27 protein-coding genes are annotated in these 23850 nt (G+C 63.3%); 16 read left to right on the top strand and 11 right to left on the bottom strand.

Annotated elements, in window-relative coordinates; translation table 11 throughout:
- Window positions 1–475 precede the first annotated feature (475 nt).
- The 8 genes from BKX93_RS22330 to BKX93_RS22295 all read left to right on the top strand — a co-directional run bounded on the left by BKX93_RS22330 (window position 476) and on the right by BKX93_RS22295 (window position 6421).
- Entirely contained in the window at window positions 476–1414 is a 939-nt protein-coding gene (locus BKX93_RS22330; protein WP_070981443.1) for an RluA family pseudouridine synthase, read from the top strand.
- A complete protein-coding gene (locus BKX93_RS22325) occupies window positions 1414–2070 on the top strand; it encodes an HAD-IA family hydrolase (RefSeq protein ID WP_145929373.1) in 657 nt (218 codons plus the stop codon). Before BKX93_RS22330 ends, BKX93_RS22325 begins: the two co-directional genes overlap by 1 nt.
- The gene (locus BKX93_RS22320; protein ID WP_046167024.1) at window positions 2046–2405 is read left to right on the top strand and encodes a Rieske (2Fe-2S) protein; all 360 of its coding nucleotides are present in this window, start codon (window positions 2046–2048) and stop codon (window positions 2403–2405) included. Before BKX93_RS22325 ends, BKX93_RS22320 begins: the two co-directional genes overlap by 25 nt.
- Window positions 2406–2448: 43 nt before the next feature.
- The gene (locus BKX93_RS22315) at window positions 2449–3387 is read left to right on the top strand and encodes a S49 family peptidase (RefSeq protein WP_070981439.1); all 939 of its coding nucleotides are present in this window, start codon (window positions 2449–2451) and stop codon (window positions 3385–3387) included.
- A 16-nt stretch (window positions 3388–3403) separates the two neighbouring features.
- Window positions 3404–4240 carry a flagellar motor protein MotD gene (gene motD / locus BKX93_RS22310; RefSeq protein WP_046156760.1) on the top strand — a complete coding sequence of 279 codons (837 nt, stop codon included), beginning with the start codon at window positions 3404–3406 and terminating at the stop codon, window positions 4238–4240.
- On the top strand, window positions 4237–4827 hold the full coding sequence (locus BKX93_RS22305) for a malonic semialdehyde reductase (RefSeq protein WP_046156759.1): 591 nt from the start codon (window positions 4237–4239) through the stop codon (window positions 4825–4827). Before motD ends, BKX93_RS22305 begins: the two co-directional genes overlap by 4 nt.
- A 73-nt stretch (window positions 4828–4900) precedes the next feature.
- Window positions 4901–5935: a quinone-dependent dihydroorotate dehydrogenase gene (locus tag BKX93_RS22300; RefSeq protein WP_070981434.1), complete on the top strand. Its 1035-nt coding sequence runs from the start codon at window positions 4901–4903 to the stop codon at window positions 5933–5935.
- A 24-nt stretch (window positions 5936–5959) separates the two neighbouring features.
- A complete protein-coding gene (locus BKX93_RS22295) occupies window positions 5960–6421 on the top strand; it encodes an outer membrane lipoprotein (RefSeq protein ID WP_031296090.1) in 462 nt (153 codons plus the stop codon).
- A gap of 60 nt (window positions 6422–6481) precedes the next feature.
- Here BKX93_RS22295 and BKX93_RS22290 read toward each other — a convergent pair whose 3' ends face one another.
- From BKX93_RS22290 to fur, 3 genes are read right to left on the bottom strand one after another with little or no spacing between them, the layout of a single operon-like run.
- Window positions 6482–7213, bottom strand: a complete 732-nt coding sequence (locus BKX93_RS22290; protein WP_070981433.1) for an arginyltransferase — start codon at window positions 7211–7213, stop codon at window positions 6482–6484.
- Window positions 7200–7901 carry a leucyl/phenylalanyl-tRNA--protein transferase gene (gene aat, locus BKX93_RS22285; protein WP_046156756.1) on the bottom strand — a complete coding sequence of 234 codons (702 nt, stop codon included), beginning with the start codon at window positions 7899–7901 and terminating at the stop codon, window positions 7200–7202. The genes BKX93_RS22290 and aat overlap by 14 nt, the downstream gene beginning before the upstream one ends.
- Complete coding sequence (fur, locus tag BKX93_RS22280) at window positions 7898–8329, bottom strand: ferric iron uptake transcriptional regulator (protein WP_021476286.1); 432 nt, start codon at window positions 8327–8329, stop codon at window positions 7898–7900. The genes aat and fur overlap by 4 nt, the downstream gene beginning before the upstream one ends.
- Before the next feature lie 97 nt (window positions 8330–8426).
- On the opposite strand from fur, the gene BKX93_RS22275 reads away from it, so the two are divergent.
- From BKX93_RS22275 to BKX93_RS22255, 5 genes are all read left to right on the top strand, one after another.
- On the top strand, window positions 8427–8810 hold the full coding sequence (locus BKX93_RS22275; RefSeq protein WP_070981431.1) for an outer membrane protein assembly factor BamE: 384 nt from the start codon (window positions 8427–8429) through the stop codon (window positions 8808–8810).
- Window positions 8807–9613 (top strand): 4-hydroxy-tetrahydrodipicolinate reductase, encoded by an 807-nt coding sequence (dapB, locus tag BKX93_RS22270; RefSeq protein WP_046167028.1) that lies wholly within the window; start codon window positions 8807–8809, stop codon window positions 9611–9613. Before BKX93_RS22275 ends, dapB begins: the two co-directional genes overlap by 4 nt.
- A gap of 36 nt (window positions 9614–9649) precedes the next feature.
- Window positions 9650–10615 (top strand): FecCD family ABC transporter permease, encoded by a 966-nt coding sequence (locus BKX93_RS22265; protein WP_046156753.1) that lies wholly within the window; start codon window positions 9650–9652, stop codon window positions 10613–10615.
- Window positions 10608–11408, top strand: a complete 801-nt coding sequence (locus tag BKX93_RS22260; protein WP_070981429.1) for an ATP-binding cassette domain-containing protein — start codon at window positions 10608–10610, stop codon at window positions 11406–11408. Before BKX93_RS22265 ends, BKX93_RS22260 begins: the two co-directional genes overlap by 8 nt.
- 70 nt (window positions 11409–11478) lie before the next feature.
- Window positions 11479–11946 (top strand): hypothetical protein, encoded by a 468-nt coding sequence (locus BKX93_RS22255; RefSeq protein ID WP_046156751.1) that lies wholly within the window; start codon window positions 11479–11481, stop codon window positions 11944–11946.
- Window positions 11947–12039: 93 nt separating this feature from the next.
- Here the strand turns inward: BKX93_RS22255 and BKX93_RS22250 are convergent, their stop codons facing one another.
- The 6 genes from BKX93_RS22250 to BKX93_RS22225 all read right to left on the bottom strand — a co-directional run bounded on the left by BKX93_RS22250 (window position 12040) and on the right by BKX93_RS22225 (window position 18649).
- The gene (locus BKX93_RS22250; RefSeq protein WP_046156750.1) at window positions 12040–13581 is read right to left on the bottom strand and encodes a SpoVR family protein; all 1542 of its coding nucleotides are present in this window, start codon (window positions 13579–13581) and stop codon (window positions 12040–12042) included.
- On the bottom strand, window positions 13578–14858 hold the full coding sequence (locus tag BKX93_RS22245) for a YeaH/YhbH family protein (RefSeq protein ID WP_070981953.1): 1281 nt from the start codon (window positions 14856–14858) through the stop codon (window positions 13578–13580). Before BKX93_RS22245 ends, BKX93_RS22250 begins: the two co-directional genes overlap by 4 nt.
- 153 nt (window positions 14859–15011) lie before the next feature.
- On the bottom strand, window positions 15012–16940 hold the full coding sequence (locus BKX93_RS22240; RefSeq protein ID WP_046156749.1) for a PrkA family serine protein kinase: 1929 nt from the start codon (window positions 16938–16940) through the stop codon (window positions 15012–15014).
- 303 nt (window positions 16941–17243) lie between these two features.
- Window positions 17244–17561, bottom strand: coding sequence for a PilZ domain-containing protein (locus BKX93_RS22235; RefSeq protein ID WP_115618613.1), 318 nt, complete (start codon window positions 17559–17561; stop codon window positions 17244–17246).
- Window positions 17548–18105, bottom strand: a complete 558-nt coding sequence (locus tag BKX93_RS22230) for an NUDIX domain-containing protein (RefSeq protein ID WP_046156747.1) — start codon at window positions 18103–18105, stop codon at window positions 17548–17550. The genes BKX93_RS22235 and BKX93_RS22230 overlap by 14 nt, the downstream gene beginning before the upstream one ends.
- Window positions 18092–18649 carry a DUF2062 domain-containing protein gene (locus tag BKX93_RS22225; RefSeq protein WP_021476275.1) on the bottom strand — a complete coding sequence of 186 codons (558 nt, stop codon included), beginning with the start codon at window positions 18647–18649 and terminating at the stop codon, window positions 18092–18094. The genes BKX93_RS22230 and BKX93_RS22225 overlap by 14 nt, the downstream gene beginning before the upstream one ends.
- 189 nt (window positions 18650–18838) lie before the next feature.
- Here BKX93_RS22225 and BKX93_RS22220 point away from each other — a divergent pair, with 189 nt between their 5' ends.
- The 3 genes from BKX93_RS22220 to BKX93_RS22210 all read left to right on the top strand — a co-directional run bounded on the left by BKX93_RS22220 (window position 18839) and on the right by BKX93_RS22210 (window position 21998).
- Window positions 18839–20623, top strand: a complete 1785-nt coding sequence (locus BKX93_RS22220) for an acyl-CoA dehydrogenase C-terminal domain-containing protein (protein WP_070981428.1) — start codon at window positions 18839–18841, stop codon at window positions 20621–20623.
- A gap of 194 nt (window positions 20624–20817) precedes the next feature.
- Window positions 20818–21462, top strand: a complete 645-nt coding sequence (locus BKX93_RS22215) for a DUF5610 domain-containing protein (RefSeq protein WP_052717399.1) — start codon at window positions 20818–20820, stop codon at window positions 21460–21462.
- 17 nt (window positions 21463–21479) lie between these two features.
- Complete coding sequence (locus BKX93_RS22210) at window positions 21480–21998, top strand: DUF5610 domain-containing protein (protein ID WP_046156744.1); 519 nt, start codon at window positions 21480–21482, stop codon at window positions 21996–21998.
- 47 nt (window positions 21999–22045) lie between these two features.
- Here BKX93_RS22210 and BKX93_RS22205 read toward each other — a convergent pair whose 3' ends face one another.
- Together BKX93_RS22205 and BKX93_RS22200 are read right to left on the bottom strand one after the other, a co-directional pair.
- Window positions 22046–23011, bottom strand: a complete 966-nt coding sequence (locus tag BKX93_RS22205; protein ID WP_046167032.1) for a CE1 family esterase — start codon at window positions 23009–23011, stop codon at window positions 22046–22048.
- A gap of 143 nt (window positions 23012–23154) precedes the next feature.
- The gene (locus BKX93_RS22200; RefSeq protein ID WP_021476270.1) at window positions 23155–23835 is read right to left on the bottom strand and encodes a YecA family protein; all 681 of its coding nucleotides are present in this window, start codon (window positions 23833–23835) and stop codon (window positions 23155–23157) included.
- Between the last annotated feature and the right edge of the window lie 15 nt (window positions 23836–23850).

Raw genomic sequence — 23850 nt, 5'->3', positions numbered from 1 at the left:
CCCAGTGACTATTAATGGGCGCTTTCCGAAAGAAGTGTCGAGGTAAAGATCGAGAAAAGCTGATTTGCTATGAAAGCCGACTTCCTGATTTTGGTCACATGCAGCCCAGCGATTCTGTGCGCAAACGGCGCATCGGCGTTATCGCCGATCCCGCCTACCAGGCGGGACAAACATTGCAGGACGGCTGGCATGCCGGGTCAAACTTCGCTGCAAAATCCCCTGACTGGCTTTGCATCAAGGGATGGAATACTCGTGAGTGCGTTATGCGTATAAATGCATTACCATCGCTACTTTTCGGTGAGCGAGTTAACCTTGGCTGCGGCTGTGCAAACGGCATCAGGTCAGGAGTTGGCCCCTGCCGGCCATATTCGGTTTCCGCAGCAGCATCACGCTAAACAGGCCGTGACCTTGGTTTCCGACCGCCGCCCGCTCTGGGTGCATTCGCACCGCGGGCAGCGCCATAAGTATAAGCAATATGACAGACATTCGCAAAGATTCCGTAACCTTCCTTGAAGTGGACGCAGAAGATGCCGGCCAGCGGCTGGACAACTACCTGCAACGCCTGCTGAAAGGGGTTCCCAAGAGCCATATCTACCGCATTCTGCGCTCCGGCGAAGTACGGGTGAACAAGGGCCGCGTCGACGCCAGCTACCGCGTGGCGGCCGGCGACGCATTGCGCATTCCGCCGATCCGCGTCGCCGAGCGCGCGGAAAAAAACGTGCCCGCCGCCACCTTCCCGGTGGTGTACGAAGACGACGCGCTGCTGGTGATCGACAAGCCCGCCGGCGTGGCCGTGCACGGCGGCAGCGGCGTGTCCTTCGGCGTGATCGAGCAATTGCGCCGCGCCCACCCGGAATGGCGCTACCTGGAACTGGTGCACAGGCTGGACCGCGAAACATCAGGCCTCTTGATGCTGGCCAAGAAACGCTCCGCGCTGACCAAGCTTCACGACATGATGCGCGACAACGTGCCGGACAAGCGCTACCTGGCGTTGGCAGCCGGCCGCTGGCCGGAAAACGTCAAACAGGTGAAGCTGCCGCTGTTCAAGTTCCATACTCCGGACGGCGAGCGGCGGGTGAAGGTCGCCGAGGGCGACGACGGCCAATACGCGCACACCAACTTCGCCATCCAGCAGCGCTACACTGAATTTACCTTGGTCGAAGCGCATCTGCGCACTGGCCGCACCCACCAGATCCGGGTGCACATGCAGGCCAACGGCTGCGCGATAGCCGGCGACGAAAAATACGGCGACTTCGCGCTGAACAAGGAGCTGGCGCGGCGCGGACTGAAGCGGATGTTCCTGCACGCCAGAAGCCTGACGCTGCCGCACCCGCTGACCGGCGCGCCCCTCAAGCTGGAAGCGCCGCTGCCGCCGGAGCTGCAGAAATTCCTGAAAACCCTGGAGCCGCGCTGATGCGTGAATACGATCTGGTAGTGTTCGACTGGGACGGCACCCTGATGGACTCCACCGCCCATATCGTGAATGCCATCCAGCAGGCCTGCCGCGACCTGGCCCTGCCGGTGCCGGGCCGCGAGGCCGCCAGCCACGTGATCGGCCTGCGCCTGGCCGAGGCGATGCAGCAGTTCTGCCCGCCGGACCAAGCCGGCCGCTTGCCCGAACTGGTGGACGCCTTTCGCCGCCATTACCAGTCCGGACTCGACCGCGTCACACTATTCGACGCCGCCCGCGACACGCTGGAGGCGATCCGCGCCTGCGGCGCTTTCGTCGCCATCGCGACAGGCAGCAGCCGCGCCGGCCTGGACCGCGCGCTGGCGGCCGCCGGCATCAAAAACCTGTTCGACGCCACCCGCACCGTGGACGAATGCCACTCCAAGCCGCACCCGGACATGCTGCTGCAATTGACCGACCTGTTCGGCGTGGCGCTCGATCGCACCGTCATGGTGGGCGACACCAGCCATGACCTGCTGATGGCGCGAAACGCCGGCAGCCACGGCGTCGGCATCAGCCACGGTGCCCACGACAGCGCCGAGCTCATCAGCTGCGAGCCCCGCGTCATCGTCCACTCGCTGTCCGAGCTGTCGTCATGGCTGCTCCCCAGACTCTGCTGATCTGCCGCTCCTCCGATCTGGAAGACGGCGGCCTTGCCCGCCGCTTCGAGATCGCCCAGGCGGATGGCGATCCGCTGCCCGCCTTCGTGATCCGCTACCGCGGCCGGGTTTACGGCTACCTGAACCGCTGCCGCCACATCCCGGTGGAGCTGGACCTGCAGGACGGCAATCTATTCGATCTCTCCGGCCATTACCTGATCTGCAGCATGCACGGCGCGCGCTACCGCCCCGACACCGGCTATTGCACCTGGGGCCCCTGCCGCGGCCAATCCTTGACGGCGCTGGATGTCGTCGAAGAAGACGGCCAAGTCTGGCTGAATGTCATGGCAGCCTGAATTTTGCTAGACTCACGGGATTATCCTGGAGCAGATTCGAAAAATGAGCGACACCCAAAACTGGGAACGACAACTACTGGAGAAGCTCGCCTCGGCCTCCCTGGTGGAGCAGCGCCGCAGCCGGCAGTGGAAAATCTTCTTCCGCCTGGCCTGGTTGGTCATCATCGGCATGATCGCCGCCAGCGTGCTCATGCGCAGCGAGGAAAAAAGCGCGGTCGGCCTGGCCGGCGGCGGCCACACCGCAGTGATCGAGCTGGACGGCGCCATCACCAGCGAGAATGAAACCGGCAAGAAAATGATCTCGGCGCTGGATCACGCCTTCCGCGACAAGAACACCAAAGGCGTGATCATCGACGCCAACAGCCCCGGCGGCAGCCCGGTGCTGTCGGGCATGGTCTACGATGAAATCCGGCTTCTGAAGAAAAAGCACGCGGATATTCCGGTCTACGTGGTGGTGAGCGAGGTCTGCGCATCCGGCTGCTACTACATCGCCGCCGCCGCCGACAAGATCTTCGTCGACAAGGCCAGCATCGTCGGCTCCATCGGCGTGCTGTCCGACGGCTTCGGCTTCACCGGCGCGATGGAAAAGCTGGGCATAGACCGCCGACTGAAAACCGCCGGCGAGAACAAGGCGATGGGCGACCCGTTCTCCCCGCCGAATCCCAAGCACGACGCCATCCGCCAGCAACTGCTGGACGACATCCACGCGCAGTTCATCCAGGCGGTGGAAAACGGCCGCGGCCCGCGGCTGAAGAAAGACCCGCAAATGTTCAGCGGCATGGTGTGGCTGGGCGAAAAAGCCATTCCGCTTGGACTGGCAGATGGCTACGGCACCGTGGCCTCGGTGGCCCGCGACATGGTGAAGGCGGAAAAAACCGTGGACTACACCCAGCAGGACGACTTCTCCAGCCGGGTGGCGCGCCGCATCGGCGTGGAATTCGCCGGCGGCGTGAAATCGCTGTTCGACACCCAGCTGTTCTGATCAGGCGGAGGCGAAGATGGCATCGCGGCGCAGAAAACAGGAAGAAGAGCACGAGAACCACGAGCGCTGGCTAGTTTCCTACGCCGACTTCATCACGCTGCTGTTCGCCTTCTTCGTGGTGATGTACGCGATCTCCTCGCTGAACGAGGGCAAATACCGCGTGATGTCGTCCGCCATCATGGACGCCTTCCGCAACGGCACGGTGATCACGGTGCAATCGACGCCGCCCACCGGCGGCGCCAACACCATGATAGAGATTCCGAAGACCAAGCCCATCGCCAAGGCCGTCTCCCACGGCCGCAAGGAGGAAGAGGCCGCCAAGCTGGGCCAGCTGACGCAAAACCTGGCCAAGGTTTTGAGCCCGCTGGTGCAGAGCGGCGAGGTCACCATCACCCAGACCGACCAAGGGATCAATATCGACATCCGCGACAGCGCGCTGTTCGCCATCGGCCAGGCCGAACCGAACCAGCAATCGCTGCCGCTGATGTCCAATATGGCCAAGCTGCTGTCGAATGTGGACAACTCGATCAAAGTGGAAGGCTTCACCGACGACGCGCCGATCCGCACGCCCGCCTTCCCGTCCAACTGGGAGCTGTCGGCCGCGCGCGCCGGCGGCGTGGTGCGGCTGTTTCAGGAAAACGGCATCTCGGCGCAACGCATGGTGGCTGTCGGCCATGGCGCCAATCTGCCGGTTGCGGATAACGCCACCGCCGACGGCCGCGCCCGCAACCGCCGCGTCACCGTCTCCGTTCAGGCCAACACCTTCGAAGAACCTGCAACTCCTCAAAACTCCGCGCCCTCCGCCGGAGACGCCAAACAACAACACCCCACCCCAACCGAGGTAAGACCATGAGCACTCCCCTCTCCCACGCCACGCTGGAACAGCTGTTCCTGAATGCCCGCACCCACAGTCACTGGCAACCGCGTCCGGTGAGCGACGAGTTGCTGCATCAACTGCATGAGTTGCTGAAGCAGGCTCCGACCAGCGCCAACTGCTCGCCGGCCCGCCTGGTGTTCGTCAAGAGCGACGAAGCCAAGGCCAAGCTGAAGCCCTGCCTGGCCGCCGGCAACGTAGACAAGACCCTGGCCGCGCCGGTCTGCGTGATCGTCGCCCACGACACCCGCTTCTACGAACACCTCCCGCAACTGTTCCCGCACGCGGACGCCAGGAGCTGGTTCGAGGGCAATCAGCCGCTGATCGACACCACCGCCTTCCGCAACGGCACGCTGCAAGGCGCCTACCTGATCCTGGCCGCCCGCGCGCTGGGCCTGGATTGCGGCCCGATGTCCGGTTTCGACAACGCCGCCGTCGACGCGGCCTTCTTCCCGGATGGCCGCTTCAAGTCCAACTTCCTGATCAACCTGGGCTACGGCGAGGCCGACAAGCTGTTCCCGCGCTCGCCTCGCTTCGACTTCGACGAGGCCTGCCGGATTTTGTAAGCCGCGCATTTGCCGCTGGCCTGATCCCGATGCCCGGTTATAATGCCGGGCATTTGTCTGCCCGGAGAATGCCATGCTGTACCCGCTGCTGCGCCCGCTGCTGTTCAAATTCGACGCAGAGACCGCCCACGAGCACACATTGAAGATGCTCGACCGCGCGCATCGGCTGCGCCTGACGCCGCTGGCCGCCTCCCCCGCCGCGCGCCAGCCGGTGCAGGCGATGGGCCTGACCTTCCCGAACGCCATCGGCCTCGCCGCCGGCCTGGACAAAAACGGTGCCCACATCGACGCGCTGGCCGCGCTCGGTTTCGGCTTCATCGAAATCGGCACCGTCACCCCGCGCCCTCAAGACGGCAACCCCAGGCCGCGGCTATTCCGCCTGCCGGAACACGAGGCCATCATCAACCGGATGGGCTTCAACAACCATGGCGTCGCCGCGCTGCTGGACAATGTGCGCCGCTGCAAATTCAAGGGCGTGCTCGGCATCAACATCGGCAAGAACGCGATCACGCCGATAGAAAACGCGGTGGACGACTACCTGGCCTGCCTGAATCAGGTCTACGCCGCCGCCAGCTACGTCACCGTCAACATCTCCTCGCCCAACACCAAGAACCTGCGTCAACTGCAGCAAGGCGACGAACTGGGCCGGCTGCTGGCCGCGCTGAAGCAGCGCCAACAGGCGCTGGCCGACAAGCATGGCCGCTACGTGCCGCTGGCGGTGAAGATCGCGCCGGACCTGGACGACGAGCAGATAGCCGAGATTGCCCGACTGCTGACCGGCAACGGCATCGACGGCGTCATCGCCACCAACACCACGCTGTCGCGCCGCGAAGTGGCCGGCCATCCGCTGGAAAACGAGGCCGGCGGCCTGTCCGGCGCGCCGGTTCGCAGCCGCTCAACAGAAGTCATACGCAAACTGCACAAGGAACTTGGCGGCGCTCTGCCTATCATAGGAGTTGGCGGCATCCTTTCCGGCAACGACGCCGTGGAAAAACTGGATGCCGGCGCCAGCCTGGTGCAGCTATACAGCGGCCTGATCTATCGTGGTCCGGAGCTGGTCAGCGAATGCGCGCGGGCGGCGGCGCAATATCTACAAGCTCGCAACTAAATAGAAAGAATGGAGCAGGAAAAAATGATTTCTTCCATCAGCCGCATTACCCTGGTCAGCCTGCTGAGCGTCGGCGTGCTCGCCGGCTGCTCGACATCCGATTCCGCAGCCGTTTACTCCAAAGGCCAGATGCGCCAGGCGCAGACCGTGCAGCTCGGCACCGTGCTGTCGGTGCAGAATGTGAAAATGGAAGGCCAGAACAACGAATTGCTGACTCTGGGCGGCGCCGCGCTGGGCGGCCTGGCCGGCAGCAATATCGGCGGCGGCAAGGGCCAGATCGCCGGCGGCATCGTCGGCGCGCTGGCCGGCGGCTTCGGCACCCAGGCCGCGCAACGCGCGATGACCAAGAACGCGCTGGAAATCACCGTCAAGCTGGATACCGGCCGCACCATCTCCATCGTCCAGGAAGCCGACATCCCCTTCGTCGCCAATCAGCGCGTCAAAGTGCTGAGCGGCGGCGGCAACGACCGCGTCGTGCCGTACTGAGCGGACATCGCCCCGCAATGCAAACAGGCCCTTTCGGGCCTGTTTTCGTTTGCATCCATCTCAGCCGCGCTCCGGCATCGCCTGCCAGCGGCCGCCGTACAGCATCTGCAGCGGCCGATAGCCGGACTTGTACGCCATCTTGCGGCAGTCTGCGATCCAGTAGCCCAGATAGACATAGCTCAGTCCCAGCAGGCGCGCCTGCTCCACCTGCCACAACACGTTGTAGACCCCCAGGCTGGACTGGCTGTCCTCCGGATCGTAAAAGGTGTAAACGGCTGACAGGCCGTCCACCAGCCGATCCACCAGGCTCACCATCTTCAGCTGGCCGTCCAGCCGGAATTCGGCCAAATGGCTGTCCACCCCGCTTTTCAGGATGAACTCGGAATACTGCTGCGCGTCGTCGTCCGACATGCCGCCGCCCGCGTGGCGGGTCTGCTGATACCAGCGATACAGCGCGTAATGCTCGGCGTCGAAGCCCAACGGCAGCCAGCGCGCGCTCATCTCGGCGCCGCGCCGCCACACCCGCCGCTGGGTGCGGCTGGGCCGGAACTGATCCACCGGCAGCCGCACCGGGATGCAGGCCTGGCAGGAATCGCAATAAGGGCGGTAGGTGTAGAGGCCGCTGCGGCGAAAGCCCAGCCTGACCAGCTGGCTATAGACGCCGCTGTCTATCGCCTCGGCCGGGATCGCCACCTGAGAGCGTGCCTGTCGGCCGGACAGATAGCTGCACGGGTATGGCGCAGTGGCGTAGAAATGGATGGCCGCGACCTGGCCGGCTTCACGATGACTCATGGCGGTAATGGTAATCCCACATCTGATCCGGCTGAGGATGCCGGATGCTCTCTTTCAGAGTAGCAAGAAAAACATCGCGCGATATCAGCCTCGCGCCGAGGCTGGCCAGATGCTCGGTGTGCATCTGGCAATCTATCATCGCCACGCCCTGGGCTTGCAGATGCCGAACCATATGGACGAAGGCGAGCTTGGACGCGTCCCGCCGCCGCGAAAACATCGACTCGCCGTAGAACATGCGGCCGATGGAGACGCCATACAGCCCGCCGACCAGCTCGCCATCCATCCAGGTTTCAAAGCTGTGGGCGTAGCCCAACTGGTGCAACCGGCAATAGGCAGCCACCATTTCCGGCACGATCCAGGTGCCGTCCTGCCCCGCCCGCGGCTCGGAACAGGCGCGCATCACTTCGAAGAAAGCGGCATCGACGCGAACCTCGTAATCGAGATTGCGCAGCGTTTTGGCCAGCGAACGGCTGACCTTGAGCTCATCGGGAAACATCACCATGCGGGGCGCGGGCGACCACCACAATATCGGTTCGCCTTCGGAAAACCAGGGGAAAATGCCCTCGGAATAGGCCGTGAGAATGCGGCGCGACGACAGGTCGCCGCCGGCCGCCAGCAGGCCGTTGGGATGACTGAGGGCCTGCGACACCGGCGGGAAGACAGGCTCGGGACCGAGCCAGGGAATCATCCGCGGCGGCCGCTCTTGCCCAGGCAGTCCGGGCACTCGCCATACATGTACAGCGCATGCTCGACGATGCGGAAACCATGCTGTTCTGCGATCCGGTCTTGAAGCGCCTCGATCTCAGGATCGAAGAACTCCACCACCTTGTTGCAGCTGACGCAGACCATGTGATCGTGATGGCCACCCTGGTTCAGCTCGTACACAGCCTTGCCGGTTTCAAAATGGTGGCGCACCAGAATGCCGGCCTGTTCGAACTGGGTCAGCACGCGGTAAATGGTGGCTAGTCCGATGTCGATGTTTTCCGCAAGCAGCTTGCGATAGACGTCTTCGGCGGACATGTGGCCGGCGTCGCCCTGCTCGAACAGATCGAGGATTTTCAGACGCGGTCCGGTGGCTTTCAGGCCGATATCTTTGAGGTGACTGGCTTTGCTCATCGTGATATAAAGTGTCTCGGTTTTCGAATCATGATAAAGCCTTTTGACGGCTTTGCCTAATTACAGCCTCATAAACGTTTGAGTCAATCGGAGTACCATGCGCGCCCTGATTTTCGCCGCCGTCATCGCAGTCGCCGGCTGCAGTTCGATGAATCCGCTCGACTGGAGCCACCGCGTGGAAGTCCAGCAAGGCAATTACGTGACCCAGGACGCCGTCGCCAAGCTCAAGCCCGGCATGACCCGCGCTCAGGTGCGCTTCCTGCTGGGCACCCCGCTGCTGACCGATCCTTTCCATGCCGATCGCTGGGACTACAAGTATAGCGACGTCAAAGGCGGCAAGGTGGATCCCGCCAGCGATAAATTGTTGACCGTCTATTTCAAGGGCGATGTGCTGGACCGCATCGAAGGCAATGCTCAGCCGGCGCCGCCGGCCAAGCAGCTGGACGCGTCCGCGCCCGCTCAGGAAACCAAGAAGCCATGAGCGGCCAGAACATCGTGATCGTCGGCGCATCCGGCCGGATGGGCCGCGTGCTGATCGAATCGGTGCTGAATGCGCCGGGTGTCCGCCTGCATGCGGCGATAGACCGCGCCGACTCCGGCTTTATCGGCCAGGATGCCGGCCTGTTCTGCGGTCGCAACAGCGGCATCGCCATCAGTTCCGACTTCATCTCCGCTCTGGACGGTGCCGACGTGGTGATAGATTTCACCCGCCCCGAAGGCACGCTGGAGCATATGCTGGCCTGCGCTGAGCGCGGCGTGCGCATGGTAATCGGCACCACCGGCTTCGACGATGCCGGCAAAGCCGCCATCCGCGCCGCGGCGGACAAGATCGGCATTGTGTTCGCATCCAACTTCAGCGTGGGCGTCAACCTCACCTTCAAGTTGCTGGATGTGGCCGCCCGCGTGCTAAACGAGGACTACGACATCGAAATCATCGAAGCCCACCACCGCTTCAAGGTGGATGCGCCGTCCGGCACCGCGCTGCGCATGGGTGAGGTGATCGCCGACGCGCTGGGCCGCGATCTGAAGCAATGCGCGGTTTACGGCCGGGAAGGCGTGACCGGCGAGCGCGATCCGCATGCGATAGGCTTCGCCACCGTGCGCGGCGGCGACGTCGTCGGCGATCACACCGCGCTGTTCGCCACTCTGGGCGAACGCGTGGAAATCAGCCACAAGGCCTCCAGCCGCGCCACCTTCGCCAACGGCGCGGTGCGCGCCGCGCGCTGGCTGTCCGAAAAACCGCACGGCCTGTTCGACATGCAGGACGTGCTCGGCCTGCGCTGACATTCGGAGGGGCCTCCGCCCCTCCCTCTCCCACCCATGCGCGTCCGCTCTCTTCTCTTCATCCTGCTCCCCCTGCTCGGCCTCACCGCTCTAGCATCCCTGCTGTACCACAGCCAATTGAGGCCCGCCAGCCTGCTCACTCTGGATCCGCAGCCGGCTCTGGAATGGCAGCTGCTGCTGGAACTGCGCCTGCCGCGGCTGCTGGCCGCCGCCTCTGCGGGCGCGCTGCTGGCCAGCGCCGGCTGCGCGGTGCAGGCCCGCTTCCGCAACCCGCTGGCCGAGCCCGGCCTGATCGGCATCAACAGCGGCGCGGCCCTGGCCGCGGCCCTGGCCCTGAGTCTGGGTGCGGGCCTGTACGGCGTGGCGGCGGCCGGCTTCGCCGGCGGCCTGGGCGCGCTGCTTCTGGTCCGGCTATTGGGCGACGACAAGGACGGCAACCGCCTGATTCTCAGCGGGCTGGCGGTCAGCACCCTGCTCGGCAGCCTGCTGACTTTGCTGATCACCATGCTGCCGGACGGCTCTCTGCGCGTGGTGACCTTCTGGCTGATGGGCAGCTTCGCCAGCGCAGAGTGGCCGCTGGCCCTGGCGCTGACCGTGTCCGCGCCGCTGGTCTGGCTCGCGCTATTCAGCCACTGGCGCTTCCTGAACGCCTTGCAGCTGGGGGAAAGCGCCGCCTTCCATCTGGGCTTTTCCGTGCGCGGGCAGGAATGGCGCATCGTGCTGCTGGCCGCGCTCGCGGCCGGTCTGGTGGTATCCGGCTGCGGCATGATAGGTTTCGTCGGCCTGATGGCGCCGCACCTGGCGCGCCAGTTGCTCGGCAGCGACTCCCGCCGGCTGCTCGCCGTCTCCCCGCTGCTGGGCGCCTGGCTGACCGTCAGCGCCGACTGGCTGGCCCGCTCGCTGCTGGCGCCGGCCGAATTGCCGGTCGGCGTGATCACCAGCCTGCTGGGCGCGCCGTTCTTCCTGTGGCTGCTTCGCCGCCAAGGACCTCGCCATGCTTGAAGCCCGCGGCCTGTCGCTGAGCAAAGGCGGCCGAATCTTGCTGGCCGATATAGACCTGACGCTGCGCCCCGGCGAGCTGCTGGCCGTGCTGGGACCCAACGGCGCCGGGAAAAGCAGCCTGCTCAAGCTGCTGTCCGGCCTGTGGCAGCCGGACCAAGGGAGCATTCTGCTCGCAGGACAGCCGCTGACGCGGATGCACAGCGCGGAGCTGGCCAGTTGGCGCGCCGTCGTCGAACAGCACCCTATGACCCCGGACGGCTGGCGCGGGGCGGAGCTGGTGGCCGCCGGCGCCTACCTGCGCCCGGAAGCCGGACGGCAAAGCGTCGACGCCGCCGTGGCCGAGGCGCTGTGCCTCAGCGATGCCGCCGGCCTGGCCGATCGATACCTGACCCGCCTCTCCGGCGGAGAGCGGCAAAGACTGCAACTGGCGCGGGCGCTGTGCCAGCTGCTGCTATCGCCCCGGCCCGAGCGCTATCTGCTGCTGGACGAACCCACGGCAGCCCAGGATTTTGCGATGGCAGACGCGCTGATGGCCCGGGTCCGGGCGCTGGCCAGCGAACTGGGCATCGGCGCGCTGGCGGTCGTGCACGACCTCAACCTGGCGCTACGCCACGCTGACAGGGTGCTGCTGCTGAACGACGGCCGCGCGGCTGGCTGCGGCGACAACCGCGAGATGATGCAGCGCGAGCGGTTGGAAGCCGTCTACGGCGTGCGGCTGGCCGAATTGGTCCACCCCGAGCAACCGTGGCGCGCCTTCATCCCCATGCCCGGACAAACGCCCCCGCAAGCCTGACCCGTATTGCATTCGCCAGGCAAACCTGCGATCCTGACCATCTCGCATCCGCAACCGGAAGAGAGAAGTCATGCCGCTGCTAGCCGCTCTGCAATCGCTTCCCAACCAGTTCTGTGGCGAAGGCATCAACCACGAAGACCAGACCTTCACCGGCTGCCTGCACTGGCAGGCCTTGCCCGGCCAGCGCGCGCTGCTGCTGCACTACACGGCCAGCGGCACCGACGGCGAAATCCTGCATCGAGAAACCACCCTGCTCGGCTATCTGCCCGATGGCACGCTGTGCCTGTGGCCGGTAATGGACGAGCTGCCCTATGTGCTGGCCCACCCGGCGATACGCCAGGCGGAGGGCGGACACGGCGTGCTGGAAGTGGTGTTCGCCAGCGGACCCCGCAGCCTGAGCGAGCATTTCCGCCAGGAAATCACCATCCGCGTCGAAGCCAATGGCCAACTGCTGTACGCTCAGGCCTGGGGCGAACCCAACGACAGTTTCGAAGACCGCTCCCACTGCCGGCTATCGCCGGTGGCCGGCACTGCCTGATCCCCACCCGGGCCGGCCTCCCGGCCCAACCGAACGGGAAAAGAAAACGGACGGCGCGCCCGCGCCGTCCGTTTCGTTTCATATCCAAAGCCTTTAGGCTGTTTCAGTCTCTTTCACCGCCTGCACCTCGTATACTTGCTTGACCTCGCCGTTGATGTCCACGCTCTCCAGCCGTACGTCGAAACCCCATAGCCGGCACACATGCTTCAGCACTTCCTGCGCGCTCTGTTCCTCCAGCGGCCGGCGGTTGTGCATGGTATGGCGCAGCGTCAGGCTGCGGTCGCCGCGCATATTGACCGACCACACCTGGATATTCGGCTCGCGCGAGCCCAGATTGTATTGCTCGGCCAGCTTGCCGCGGATGTCCCGATATCCTTCCTCATCGTGAATGCTGGAAATCTCCAGCTTGTCGTCGCGGTCGTCGTCGCGGATCGAAAAGAGGCGGAAATCGCGGATCAGCTTGGGCGACAGGTATTGGGAGATGAAGCTTTCGTCCTTGAAGTTGCGCATCGCGAACTCCAGCGACTCCCGCCAATCGCTGCCGGCCAAATCCGGAAACCAGGCCCTATCCTCATCGGTCGGCTCCTCGCAGATGCGCTTGATGTCCTGGTACATCGAGAAACCCAGCGCATAGGGATTGATCCCGCTGTACCAGCGCGCGGTGACCGGCGGCTGAGACACCACATTGGTGTGGCTCTGCAGGAACTCCAGCATGTAGCCGTCGGTGATCAGGCCTTTGTCGTACAAACGATTCATGATGGTGTAGTGCCAGAACGTCGCCCAGCCCTCGTTCATCACCTGAGTCTGCCGCTGCGGATAAAAGTACTGGGCCACCTTGCGCACGATGCGCACCACCTCGCGCTGCCAGGGCTCCAGCAGCGGCGCCGATTTCTCGATGAAGTACAGGATGTTCTCCTGCGGCTCGGCCGGGAAGCGCGGCGGCATCTTGTCGCCGCCATCCTTGTCGCGCTTCGGTATCGTGCGCCACAGGTCGTTCACCTGCATCTGCAGATAATGCTCGCGCTCTTCCTGGCGCGCCTGCTCCTTGGCCAGCGACAGCTTCTGCGGCCGCTTGTAGCGGTCGACGCCGTAATTCATCAACGCGTGGCAGGAATCCAGCAGCTCCTCCACCTCGTCGATGCCGTAGCGCTCCTCGCACTTCATGATGTAACTCTTGGCGAACACCAGGTAATCGATGATGGCCGAGGCGTCGGTCCAGGAGCGGAACAGGTAGTTGCCCTTGAAGAAGCTGTTGTGGCCATAGGCGGCGTGGGCAATCACCAGCGCCTGCATCATCATGGAGTTCTCTTCCATCAGATAGGCGATGCAGGGGTTGGAATTGATCACGATTTCATAAGCCAGCCCCATCTGGCCGCGCTTGTAGCTCTTCTCCGTGGAGACGAAGTGCTTGCCGTAGCTCCAGTGGTTGTAATTGACCGGCATGCCCACCGAGGCGTAGGCATCCATCATCTGCTCGGCGGTGATGATTTCCAGCTGGTTGGGATACACGTCCAGCTTGAATTCTCCCACGGCGATCTCTCGAATCGCGCGGTCGTATTCGCCGACCAGGTCGAAAGTCCATTCCGACCCGGTGGAAATCGGCGCCGTGCCCTCCCCCTTGCGCGTCCGTTTCATGCCGACACCCTCCCATTCGCCGGCTGGCGCTTGAACAGCTCCCGGAACACCGGATAAATGTCGGATGCGGAGCGGATTTTCTGCATCGCGAACTGCGGACACTGCGCCTTGACCTTCAGGTACTCGTACCACAGGTTCTGCGGCTCGCCTTCGGTGATCTCGATGTAGGCGAAATACTGGCAGTACGGCAGCAGGTTCTCTTCCAGGATGCGGCCACAATTGGCAGAGTCGCTGTCCCAGTTGTCGCCGTCGGACGCCTGGGCGGCGTAGATGTTCCACTCGCTGCTGGAATAGCGCTTGCGGATGACGTCGCTCATCAGGTTCAATGCGGACGACACCACGGTGCCGCCACTCTCGCGGGAATGGAAGAAATCCTGCTCATTGACCTCAACCGCGCTGGTATGGTGGCGGATGAATACGACTTCGATCTTCTCGTAATTCCGCTGCAGGAACATGTACAGCAGGATGAAGAAGCGCTTGGCCATGTCCTTCTTCTGCTCGTCCATCGAGCCGGACACGTCCATGATGCAGAACATCACCGCCTGGCTGGTCGGTTTGGGCTGCTTGACACGGTTGTTGTAGCGCAGGTCGAACGGATCTATCCATGGAATGCTCGCCAGCCGCTCTTTCATCTGATGGATATGCTGCCGCCTGTCCCTCACCTCCATCGCGTTGTCGTCATCGGACTCGATCAAGGTATCGAGCTCCTCTTCCGCCTCGTCTATGCTGCTGAGCGTCGGCGCGGCCATCGCCACCCGCCGCGCAAGCGCGCCGCGCAGCGAACGAACGATGTTGATATTGGTGGGGGTGCCGTCGTTGGTATAGCCGGCGCGCACCGTTTTCATTTCCTCGATGCCCATCAGCTGCGTCTTGACCAGGTTGGGCAGGGCCAGGTCGTCGAAGAACACGTTCATGAATTCCTCGCGCGACAGCTGGAACACGAAATCGTCCTCGCCCTCGCCGTCCTGGCTGGCCTTGCTGCCGCCGCCGCCGGCGCCGCCCTGGGGCCGCGGCATGCGATCCCCCTTGATGAACTCCTCATTGCCTGGGTGGACGTTTTCCCAAACGCCGCCCTTTCCATGATGGAAGTTGGGCTCGGAAATGTCCTTCACCGGGATGGATACCTTTTCCCCGCTCTCGATATCGGTGATGCTCCGCCCCTTGATCGCCTTGGAGACGGCTTCCTTGATTTGCGCCTTGAAACGGCGAAGAAAGCGTTCGCGATTGACCGCCGACTTGTTCTTGCCGTTGAGGCGTCTGTCTATGATGTGGGACATCGCCACCTCTCTGGCGCGCTGCTGGCGGCTGCCGGCTTCCTTGCCGGAACCCGTGACCGATCGCCGCGCGCGGTTGTGTCTCCTTGTCGCCGGACCGCGCGGACCCGGCGCCTCCTGCCGGCCCGGCACGCTGGCCGGGCCGGCTCGGGCGGCTTATGAGGATTTGCGCACGCGCAGATACCACTCGCACAGCAGCCGCACCTGCTTCGCGGTATAGCCCTTCTCCACCATGCGATTGACGAAGTCCTCGTGCTTCTTCGCATCCTCGGCACTGGCTTTGGCGTTGAAGGAGATCACCGGCAGCAGCTCCTCGGTGTTGGAGAACATCTTCTTCTCTATCACCGTGCGCAGCTTCTCGTAGCTGGTCCAGGTGGGATTCTTGCCGCCGTTGTTGGCTCGGGCCCGTAAAACGAAGTTTACGATCTCGTTGCGGAAATCCTTGGGATTGGAAATTCCCGCGGGCTTCTCGATTTTCTCCAGTTCGGCATTAAGAGACGTGCGGTCGAAAATTTCGCCGGTATCCTGATCGCGATATTCCTGATCTTGTATCCAGTAATCAGCGAAAGTCACGTATCGGTCGAAAATGTTCTGCCCGTATTCGGAATAACTTTCCAGATAGGCGGTTTGAATTTCCTTGCCGATGAATTCAACGTATTTCGGCGCCAGATATTCCTTCAGGAAAGTCAGGTATTTCTGTTCCGTTTCAGCCGGGAATTGCTCGCGCTCGACCTGCTGCTCTATTACATACAGCAAGTGCACCGGATTGGCGGCCACCTCGCTGTGGTCGAAGTTGAACACCTTGGACAGAATCTTGTACGCGAAGCGCGTCGACAAACCGCTCATGCCTTCGTCCACGCCGGCGTAATCGCGGTATTCCTGCAGCGACTTGGCCTTGGGATCGGTATCCTTCAGATTCTCGCCGTCGTACACCTGCATCTTGCTGTACAGGCTGGAATTTTCCGGCTCCTTCAAGCGCGACAACACCGCGAACTGGCCCATCATCTTCAGCGTGCCCGGCGCGCATGGTGCCTTGCCCAGCGAGGAGTTGCGGATCAGCTTGTCGTAAATCTTGATTTCCTCGGCCACGCGCAGGCAGTACGGCACCTTGACGATGTAGATCCGGTCGAGGAAGGCTTCGTTGTTCTTGTTGTTGCGGAACTGCTTCCACTCGCTCTCGTTGGAGTGCGCGAGAATGATGCCGTCGAAGGGAATTGCGCCGAACCCTTCCGTTCCCTTGAAGTTGCCTTCCTGAGTAGCGGTCAGCAAAGGGTGCAGCACCTTGATCGGCGCCTTGAACATTTCGACGAACTCGAGCAGGCCCTGGTTGGCCAGGCACAAGCCGCCGGAGTAGCTGTAGGCGTCCGGGTCATCCTGGGCGTACTTTTCCAGCTTGCGGATGTCCACCTTGCCCACCAGCGAACTGATGTCCTGGTTGTTCTCGTCGCCCGGCTCGGTCTTGGCTACGGCCACCTGGCGCAACACCGACGGATAGCGCTTGACCACGCGGAACTGCCCGATATCGCCGTTGAACTCGTGCAGGCGCTTGACCGCCCAGGGGCTGGGGATGGATTTCAGGTAGCGGCGCGGGATTCCATACTGTTCCTCCAGAATGGAGCCGTCCTCATCGTAGCTGAACAGGGATAACGGAGACTCGTTGACCGGACTGCCCTTCAGGCAATAGAACGGCACCAGCTCCATCAGCTCTTTCAGCTTCTCGGCGATAGACGATTTGCCGCCGCCCACCGGCCCCAACAGGTAGAGGATCTGCTTTTTCTCTTCCAGCCCCTGGGCCGCGTGGCGGAAGTAGGCGACCACCTGCTCGATCACCTCCTCCGTGCCGTAGAAGTCACGGAATGCCGGGTAAACCTTGATGACTTTGTTGGAGAAAATGCGAGACAGCCGCGAATCGTGGCGGGTATCCACCAACTCGGGCTCGCCGATGGCGGTCAGCATGCGTTCGGCCGCCGTGGCGTAGCCTCCCGGATCTTTCTTGCACAGCTCCAGGTACTCCTGGATCGTGTACTCCTCCTCGCGGGTCTTGTCGTATCGCACTGCGTAGTGACTGAAGATATCCGGGTGCATGACTCTCTCCTGGCTGGTAGCAGGGGCTGGGCGCGCTGCAACTCGCAATCTGCCTTTCCCCTTGCTGAATTAGAGTACTGACTGTGTCTCCGGTTCTATTTTGGGTATAGCATAGCAGCGCCAATCAACCGGACAAAAGCCGGTCTGAACCGGGTTCAGGCAGTGCCGAGAACATTGTGCGGGGGAAGTCTTTGAATCAATGGATTTTTTTAATTGCGGATTTTTGTAACAATAGATGAAGCTTAGTAAATTCTTGTAATGCCTACTGAAATTAGTGCGGGAAAGCGATGAATATCTCGCCGCTCAGGTTTTTCGCACCAGGATGCGCACGCCTATTTCATAAATCAGTCCGCGCTGCACTTCATTGCAGCGCTTGACCTCCACCTCGGCCTCGAACGGCTTGCCCGAAGTGGCGCCGACGCCTGGCACCAGCACGATCACGCTGAGCCGTTCGCCGAATTGCGGCACGAAGGACGAGCGCAGGGCCATGCCGTCCACCGACAAGTCCACGCACTCTCCGTAGAACGTCTGCCCGCTCAAGAGCGACTTGATGCGGGCCTTGCACCCCATGCTGACCCGGCGGCCTCGCCGCCGGTCGTAATACGCGTCAAATCTCGACACCCCGCATCCTCCCGCCCAGGTAAGCCGCCAGCCAGTGCAGGCCGACGATGGATTTGCTGTCGCAAATTTCGCCGGTCAGCGCCATGTTCATCGCGGCGTCCAGAGGCACGGTCAGCACTTCCAGAAACTCGCCGGCGTCCAGTTGCCTTTCGCTAAGCATAAGTTCTTGCGCGAGGTAATAGCTGATTTTTTCGTTGGAGTATCCGATGCAGGGATGGGCGGTGCCCAGATAAGTCCAACGGCCGGCCCGGTAGCCGGTCTCCTCCAGCAGCTCGCGCCGGGCGGTCTGCTCCGGCGCTTCGTCCGGGTCGATCTTGCCGGCCGGTATCTCGATGAACTCGCGGCCGGCCGGATAACGGTATTGCCGCTCGAGCACCAGCTCGCCCTCCGGCGTGATCGCCAGCACGGCCACAGCGCCGGGATGAAGAATGTATTCGCGCGAGGATTCGTTGCCATCCGGCAGGGCTACCCGGTCCTTGCGCACGTTGATGAATCCGCCCTGGTAGACCAGTTCCGACGACAACCGTTTTTCAACGAGATCCACACTTCGCCTTTCTATCGTTCCATGCGCTGACCACCGCCCAGCGCCATAATACCCGGGTGGCCAGATAGCCCGCCGCGCCCAGGGTCGCCCCCAATGCCGGCATGCCCACCAGCAGCGGCCAGCCCAAATCAATCAGCCACCCCAGCGTCTGCCGCGCCCAGGCCGCCGGCCCCAGCGCGAGCAAACCCGGGGGCGCCGTCATTGTAGCCGCCGCGTCCGAGCCCAGCAGCCATCGTCCATAGCAATAGGCCAGATAGTACAGCGGCAGCACGGTCAGCGGATTGCTGTACAGCGAAACCACCATCGCCGCCGGAATGTTCACCCGCAGCAGCAAGGCCAGCGCCAGCGCCGTGGCCTTTTGCGTGAAGCCCGGCATCACGCCCGAATACAGCCCCACCGCCACGCCCATCGCCACCTTGCGGCGGTTGAACGACCAATAGGCCGGCCGATCCAGATACGGCGCCAGCCGCCGCATGCCGGGGCGCGCGAACCAATTGTGCCGCGCCGCGGAAAAGCGGCGCATTTTGCGTTTAAGCCAGGTCATTCCATTTCTTGCCGTCGCGTTGCCGTTAAACCACACCCCGGCCAAGGCGCGAGCGCGATTTAGTTGTCAAAATCCCGGGAATAATTTAAACAAGCGTTTGAATGAATACCCCAGCCTACACAGGGTCTCATCATAACAACGTATCGCCCTGGCACGCACCAGGCGGCGCCAACCAACTGGAGAAACCGAATGCCCGCTTACAAAGCCCCTCTGCGCGATTTTGATTTCGTTCTCAACGAGTTGATCAAGGTGCAGGACATCATCCCCACATTGCCGGGATATGAAGAAGCCACCCAGGACATCTTCAGCGCCTACCTGGAACAAGCGGCCCAATTCTGCGAATCCGAACTCGCGCCGCTGAACCGCCAGGGTGACGAGGAAGGCTGTCACTATGACAGCGCCACCAAGTCTGTCACCACTCCGGCCGGCTTCAAGGAAGCGTACAAGCAGTATTGCGAGCTGGGCTTCCCGGCGCTGGACTGCAATCCGGCCTACGGCGGCCAAGGCCTGCCCAAAAGCCTGGGTTTTCCCATCATGGAGATGCAATGCTCGGCCAACGTGGCGTGGTCGATGTACCCGGGCCTGTCGCACGGCGCCTATTCCGCCATCCACGCCCACGGCACCGACGAGCAGAAGGCGACCTACCTGCCCAAGCTGGTGGACGGCAGCTGGACCGGCACCATGTGCCTGACCGAGCCGCACTGCGGCACCGACCTAGGCCTGCTGAAATCCAAAGCCGAGCCTCAAACCGATGGCAGCTACCTCATCAGCGGCACCAAGATCTTCATCTCCGCCGGCGAGCACGACCTGTCCGACAACATCATCCACTTGGTGCTGGCACGCCTGCCGGACGCGCCCAAGGACGTGAAGGGCATCTCGTTGTTCATCGTGCCCAAATACCTGAAGGACGGCAGCCGCAACGCCGTCGCCTGTGGCAGCCTGGAACACAAGATGGGCATCAAGGCCAACGCCACCGCGGTGATCAACCTGGACGGCGCCAAGGGCTGGCTGATCGGCGAAGCCAACAAGGGCCTGTCCTGCATGTTCACCATGATGAACGCCGCCCGCCTCGGCTGCGGCATGCAGGGCCTGGGCCTGGGCGAAGCCTCGTTCCAGGGCGCGCTGGCCTATGCCCGCGAGCGGCTGCAGATGCGCGCCTTGAACGGCGCGAAATGCCCGGACAAGGCCGCCGACCCCATCATCGTCCACCCGGATGTGCGCCGCATGCTGCTGACGCAGAAGGCCTACACCGAAGCCGGCCGCGCGCTGGCCGGCCTTCTGGCTCTGCAGCTGGACATCGAGGACAAGCATCCGGACGCAGCCGTCCGCGCCGACGCCGCCGACCTAGTCGCGCTGCTGACCCCGGTGGCCAAGGCTTTCATGACCGACAACGGCTTCGCCGCGGCCAACCTTGGCGTGCAGGTGTTCGGCGGCCACGGCTACATCCGCGAATGGGGCATGGAGCAACTGGTGCGCGATGCCCGCATCTCGCAAATCTACGAGGGCACCAACGGCATCCAGGCGATCGACCTGCTGGGCCGCAAGGTGTTGCTGGACCAGGGCGCCAAACTGCGCAAATTCACCAAGCTGATCCACCAGTTCTGCCAGCAGCACGAAGGCCACCCCCAACTGGGCGAATTCGCCAATCCTCTCGCCAGGCTGATGAAGGAAGTGGGCGAACTGACCATGGGCGTGGGCATGGCCAGCCTTCAAGACAAGGATGAGGCCGGCGCGGCCGCTTCCGACTACTTGCGCCTGATCGGCCACCTGACCTATGCCTGGCTGTGGGCGCGCATGGCCGAAGTGTCGTTCGCCAAGCTGGGCCAGGGCGACGACGCGTTCTACAACGCCAAGATCGCCACCGCCCGCTTCTACTACGCCAAACTGCTGCCGGAGGCCGAAGCGCTGAAAGCCAGCATCAAGACCGGCGCCAAGCCGCTGATGGCGCTGGACGAGGAGCACTTCGTCTTCTAAGCATCGACGCATCGCTGCTCTCCAGGCCGCGCCCAGGCGCGGCCTGTGTCATTTTGATCAGCAAAATCACTTACATGCCCACCCCGCCCCCAAGTTTTCGGCCGGATTGCCGATATCGGGGCATACTGGAGTTGTCCTCTCAACCACCACAAGCGTGCGCCAGCCAAATAACGACGCGCCGACAGGAGTCCGTGATGTCGATATCCTCTCTGAACAACAATCAGCCCGGCCAGGCCGGCAGCGCGCTCCCGGCCCAGAGTTCCGCCTACAGCGCCCAAAACTCCCGCAACCAGCTCAATTCGGTGCTGGTGCAGTCGCTGGATGTGTCGATCAGCAGCGGCAAGCAGTCTCAAACTCTGCTGTTCCGTGCGTCGATCACCAATATCACCCAGATTTTGAACGCCGACTTCTCCAACCAGGACGGCTCTCAGCAAAATCAGGGCAGCGGGTCGCTGCAAGTCAGCAGCACCCAGCTGAGCATTTCCATCCAGCAGGACGGCCAGAGCGACGACAACTCGCCGGAAGCCACCTCCAAGCGCATCCTGGACGGCGCCACCAGCATGTTCGCGCTGTACCAGCAACAGCATCCTGAACTCAGCGCCGACGACCAGGCCAAAAACTTCGTCAACCTGATCCGCCAGGGCTTCGAACAGGGTTACGGCGAAGCCACCGACATCCTGAAAAGCCTCAAGGTATTCAACGGCGACGTGCAAAGCGGGGTGGAAAAGACCAAGGATCTGGTCGAAAAAGGCCTGGACGCCTTCCTGAAAAGCAACCTGTCCTCCAGCGCCCAATCGGCCTCGTCCGGGACGGGAACCAGCCAGGCCAGCGCTAGCTGAGCCTGCGGGAGACGGCGATGGCGGAGGATAACGATATCGCCGTGCAACCGATCCGCGGCGTGCAGCCGCGGCCGGCCGGCAATCATGAGCCGTTCGCTGTCTCACACCGGACCGGCCAGCACGGCGGCAAGCCCGCGAGAGAGGACAGCGCCGACATCAGCCTCAGCCAGGGCGCGCAAGCCGCCGAGCTGCTGTTCAGCGCGGCCATGGATCAAATCTCCCGCTTGGCCGGCTTGGACATCGAACCAGTGCTGCCGCCGGAAAACGAACTGACCGGCGGCAGCCACAGCCAGCGCCTGCTGCTGGGCATGGAAATCCTGCTGGAGCTTTATCGCCGGCAGCGCGAAGACCTATCCTCTCAGGCTCTCCTGCAGGCGTTCGCTCCGCTGGCTCGCTCCGGACTGGAGCGCGGCTATCAGGAAACCTGCCAGGTGCTGCGCCAGTTGAACGTCTATACGCCCGTCGTCGCCGACCAGCTGCAGGGCCTGCTTCTGCTGACCCAGCAGCTGTTCGAGGAACGGCTGCTGGCTGTCTAGCCCCGCCTCTCGAATCTCAAGGCCGCGGGCCTCCGGCGGCGATGAACTCACGGTTTTCTCTGGTCGCGAAACAGCTTCCAGGCTAGCTCCGCCGACTCCACATCGCCATTCTGATGCCCCAGCAGATGCGTGTATAACGCGCCGACCCGATGAGCCACGCTGGGTTCGACATGGCCGCCGCCGCTGATGGTCAGCAGCAGCACTCTGCGCCCCGGGCCATCTTCTCCCCACTGCGTCAGCGTGGCCCGGGTCGGATCGCCGGCGCTGGCATGCGGCAACTGCGCAGTGACATGCGGGATGTCCGGCAGATCGTCCAGTCGGCGCCAGAACGCGGCGCTGTCCGCCACCGGCATCACCTCGCCACGCCCTTTTTCGTCGAACAGGCGAACCTGCCCGCCTGCATAGGGCACCACCGGGTCCGCAGTGCCGGCAATGATCAGCGCGGACAAGGGATGGCTGGGCGCGGCGCAGCCGCTGCTGCGCGCCATCGACGCGCCGACGGTGGCGAAAGCCGCCAGGCCATCGCCCAACTCGCTGGCCAGCCGGAAGACCATCATGCCGCCATTCGACATGCCCATCGCGTACACGCGCGCCGGATCGGCGCCGCGCTCGGCAACCTCGCGCCGGATGATGGCGGCGACCAGGCCGACGTCGTCGGTCTGCGAGTTCCTAGCGGCGTCGGCCCGGCAATCATGCCAGCCCTGCTTTCCGTCGCCGCCCCGCGCGCCGTCGGGAACCGCCAGCAGCAAGCCTTCGCGGTCGGATATCTCCATCCATTGCGACAACGGCGCCGCGCCCGCCTCCAGGCCCAGCAGCTGGCGCGCCGAACCTCCGTGCCCATGCAGCAGAATCACCAGCGGACGCTTGCCTGCCGGCAAGGGATGCGGCGTCACCCGCAGATAATCGCGCGCGCCTTCCGGACGCAGAATCCGCATCGATGCCACCTCCGCGCCCAGCGCGGTTGCGGCGGCCAGCGCGGCCACACCGCCGCAAAGCCAAGTTTTCCAATCCATCGCCGCCTCCCAGGCCCACCATGATTCGTTCTATCACCCGCTCAGGCTTCAGGCTAGCGCGATACCCGCAGCGCCGAGATGCGCGCGGGCGCAAACAAAAAAACGGACCGAAGTCCGCTTTTTCCATGGCACCGACTGCCGCCTCAGTTGGCGCCGCAGCAGGCCTTGTATTTCTTGCCGCTGCCGCACGGGCACTGATCGTTGCGGCCCACCTTGTCGCCTTCGCGGCGAACGGTGGTGGGCGCCTGATCCTTGGCGCGCCAGTAAGCGAACACCGCGGCCAGCGCGTCGCTCAGCTCGCCTTTGTAGCCGTCGACTTCTTCGTCGGTGAAAGTCAGCAGATCTTCGCCGCCTTCCTCGTCCTCGAAGGCGCCGCCCAGCACCAGCATCGGCATCATCAGGCTTTCGAAGCCCTCATCCTCTTCCGCCACTTCGAACCAGTCGGTGTCGACCAGATCCAGCGCGTACAGGTAGGCGTTGGCCCACGGCCAGTAGTCCGGCTCGCCCTCTTCGCCGCTGTCTTCCTCGGCGTACAGGATCAGGTCCAGCTCCTCGCCCGCTGCCAGCGCGTCGCGGGTGGCGTCGAACAGTTTCTGCAGCAGGGCCTTCAGCTCGACTTCGTCGGCCTGGTTTTCGAAAGCCGGCGCATCGCCCAGCACTTCCGGCAGCCAGAAGTCAGTGTCCACCGCGTCCGGACCGCTGACCAGGGCGGAGAAGAAGCCCTGCACCTCGTCCGGGCGCATGGTGCTGCCGCTGGCCGACAGCGGAGTCAGCAGGGTTTCGAGACGGGTCAGGTCTGCATCATTGAAAACGGTTGCGGTCATGGTGTGATTCCTCTG

Origin of the sequence: Chromobacterium vaccinii, from assembly GCF_001855275.1 — a bacterium.
Lineage (GTDB): Bacteria > Pseudomonadota > Gammaproteobacteria > Burkholderiales > Chromobacteriaceae > Chromobacterium > Chromobacterium vaccinii.
Note: the sequence above shows the minus strand (reverse complement) of the source record. Positions and strands in the feature narration are given on the sequence as shown.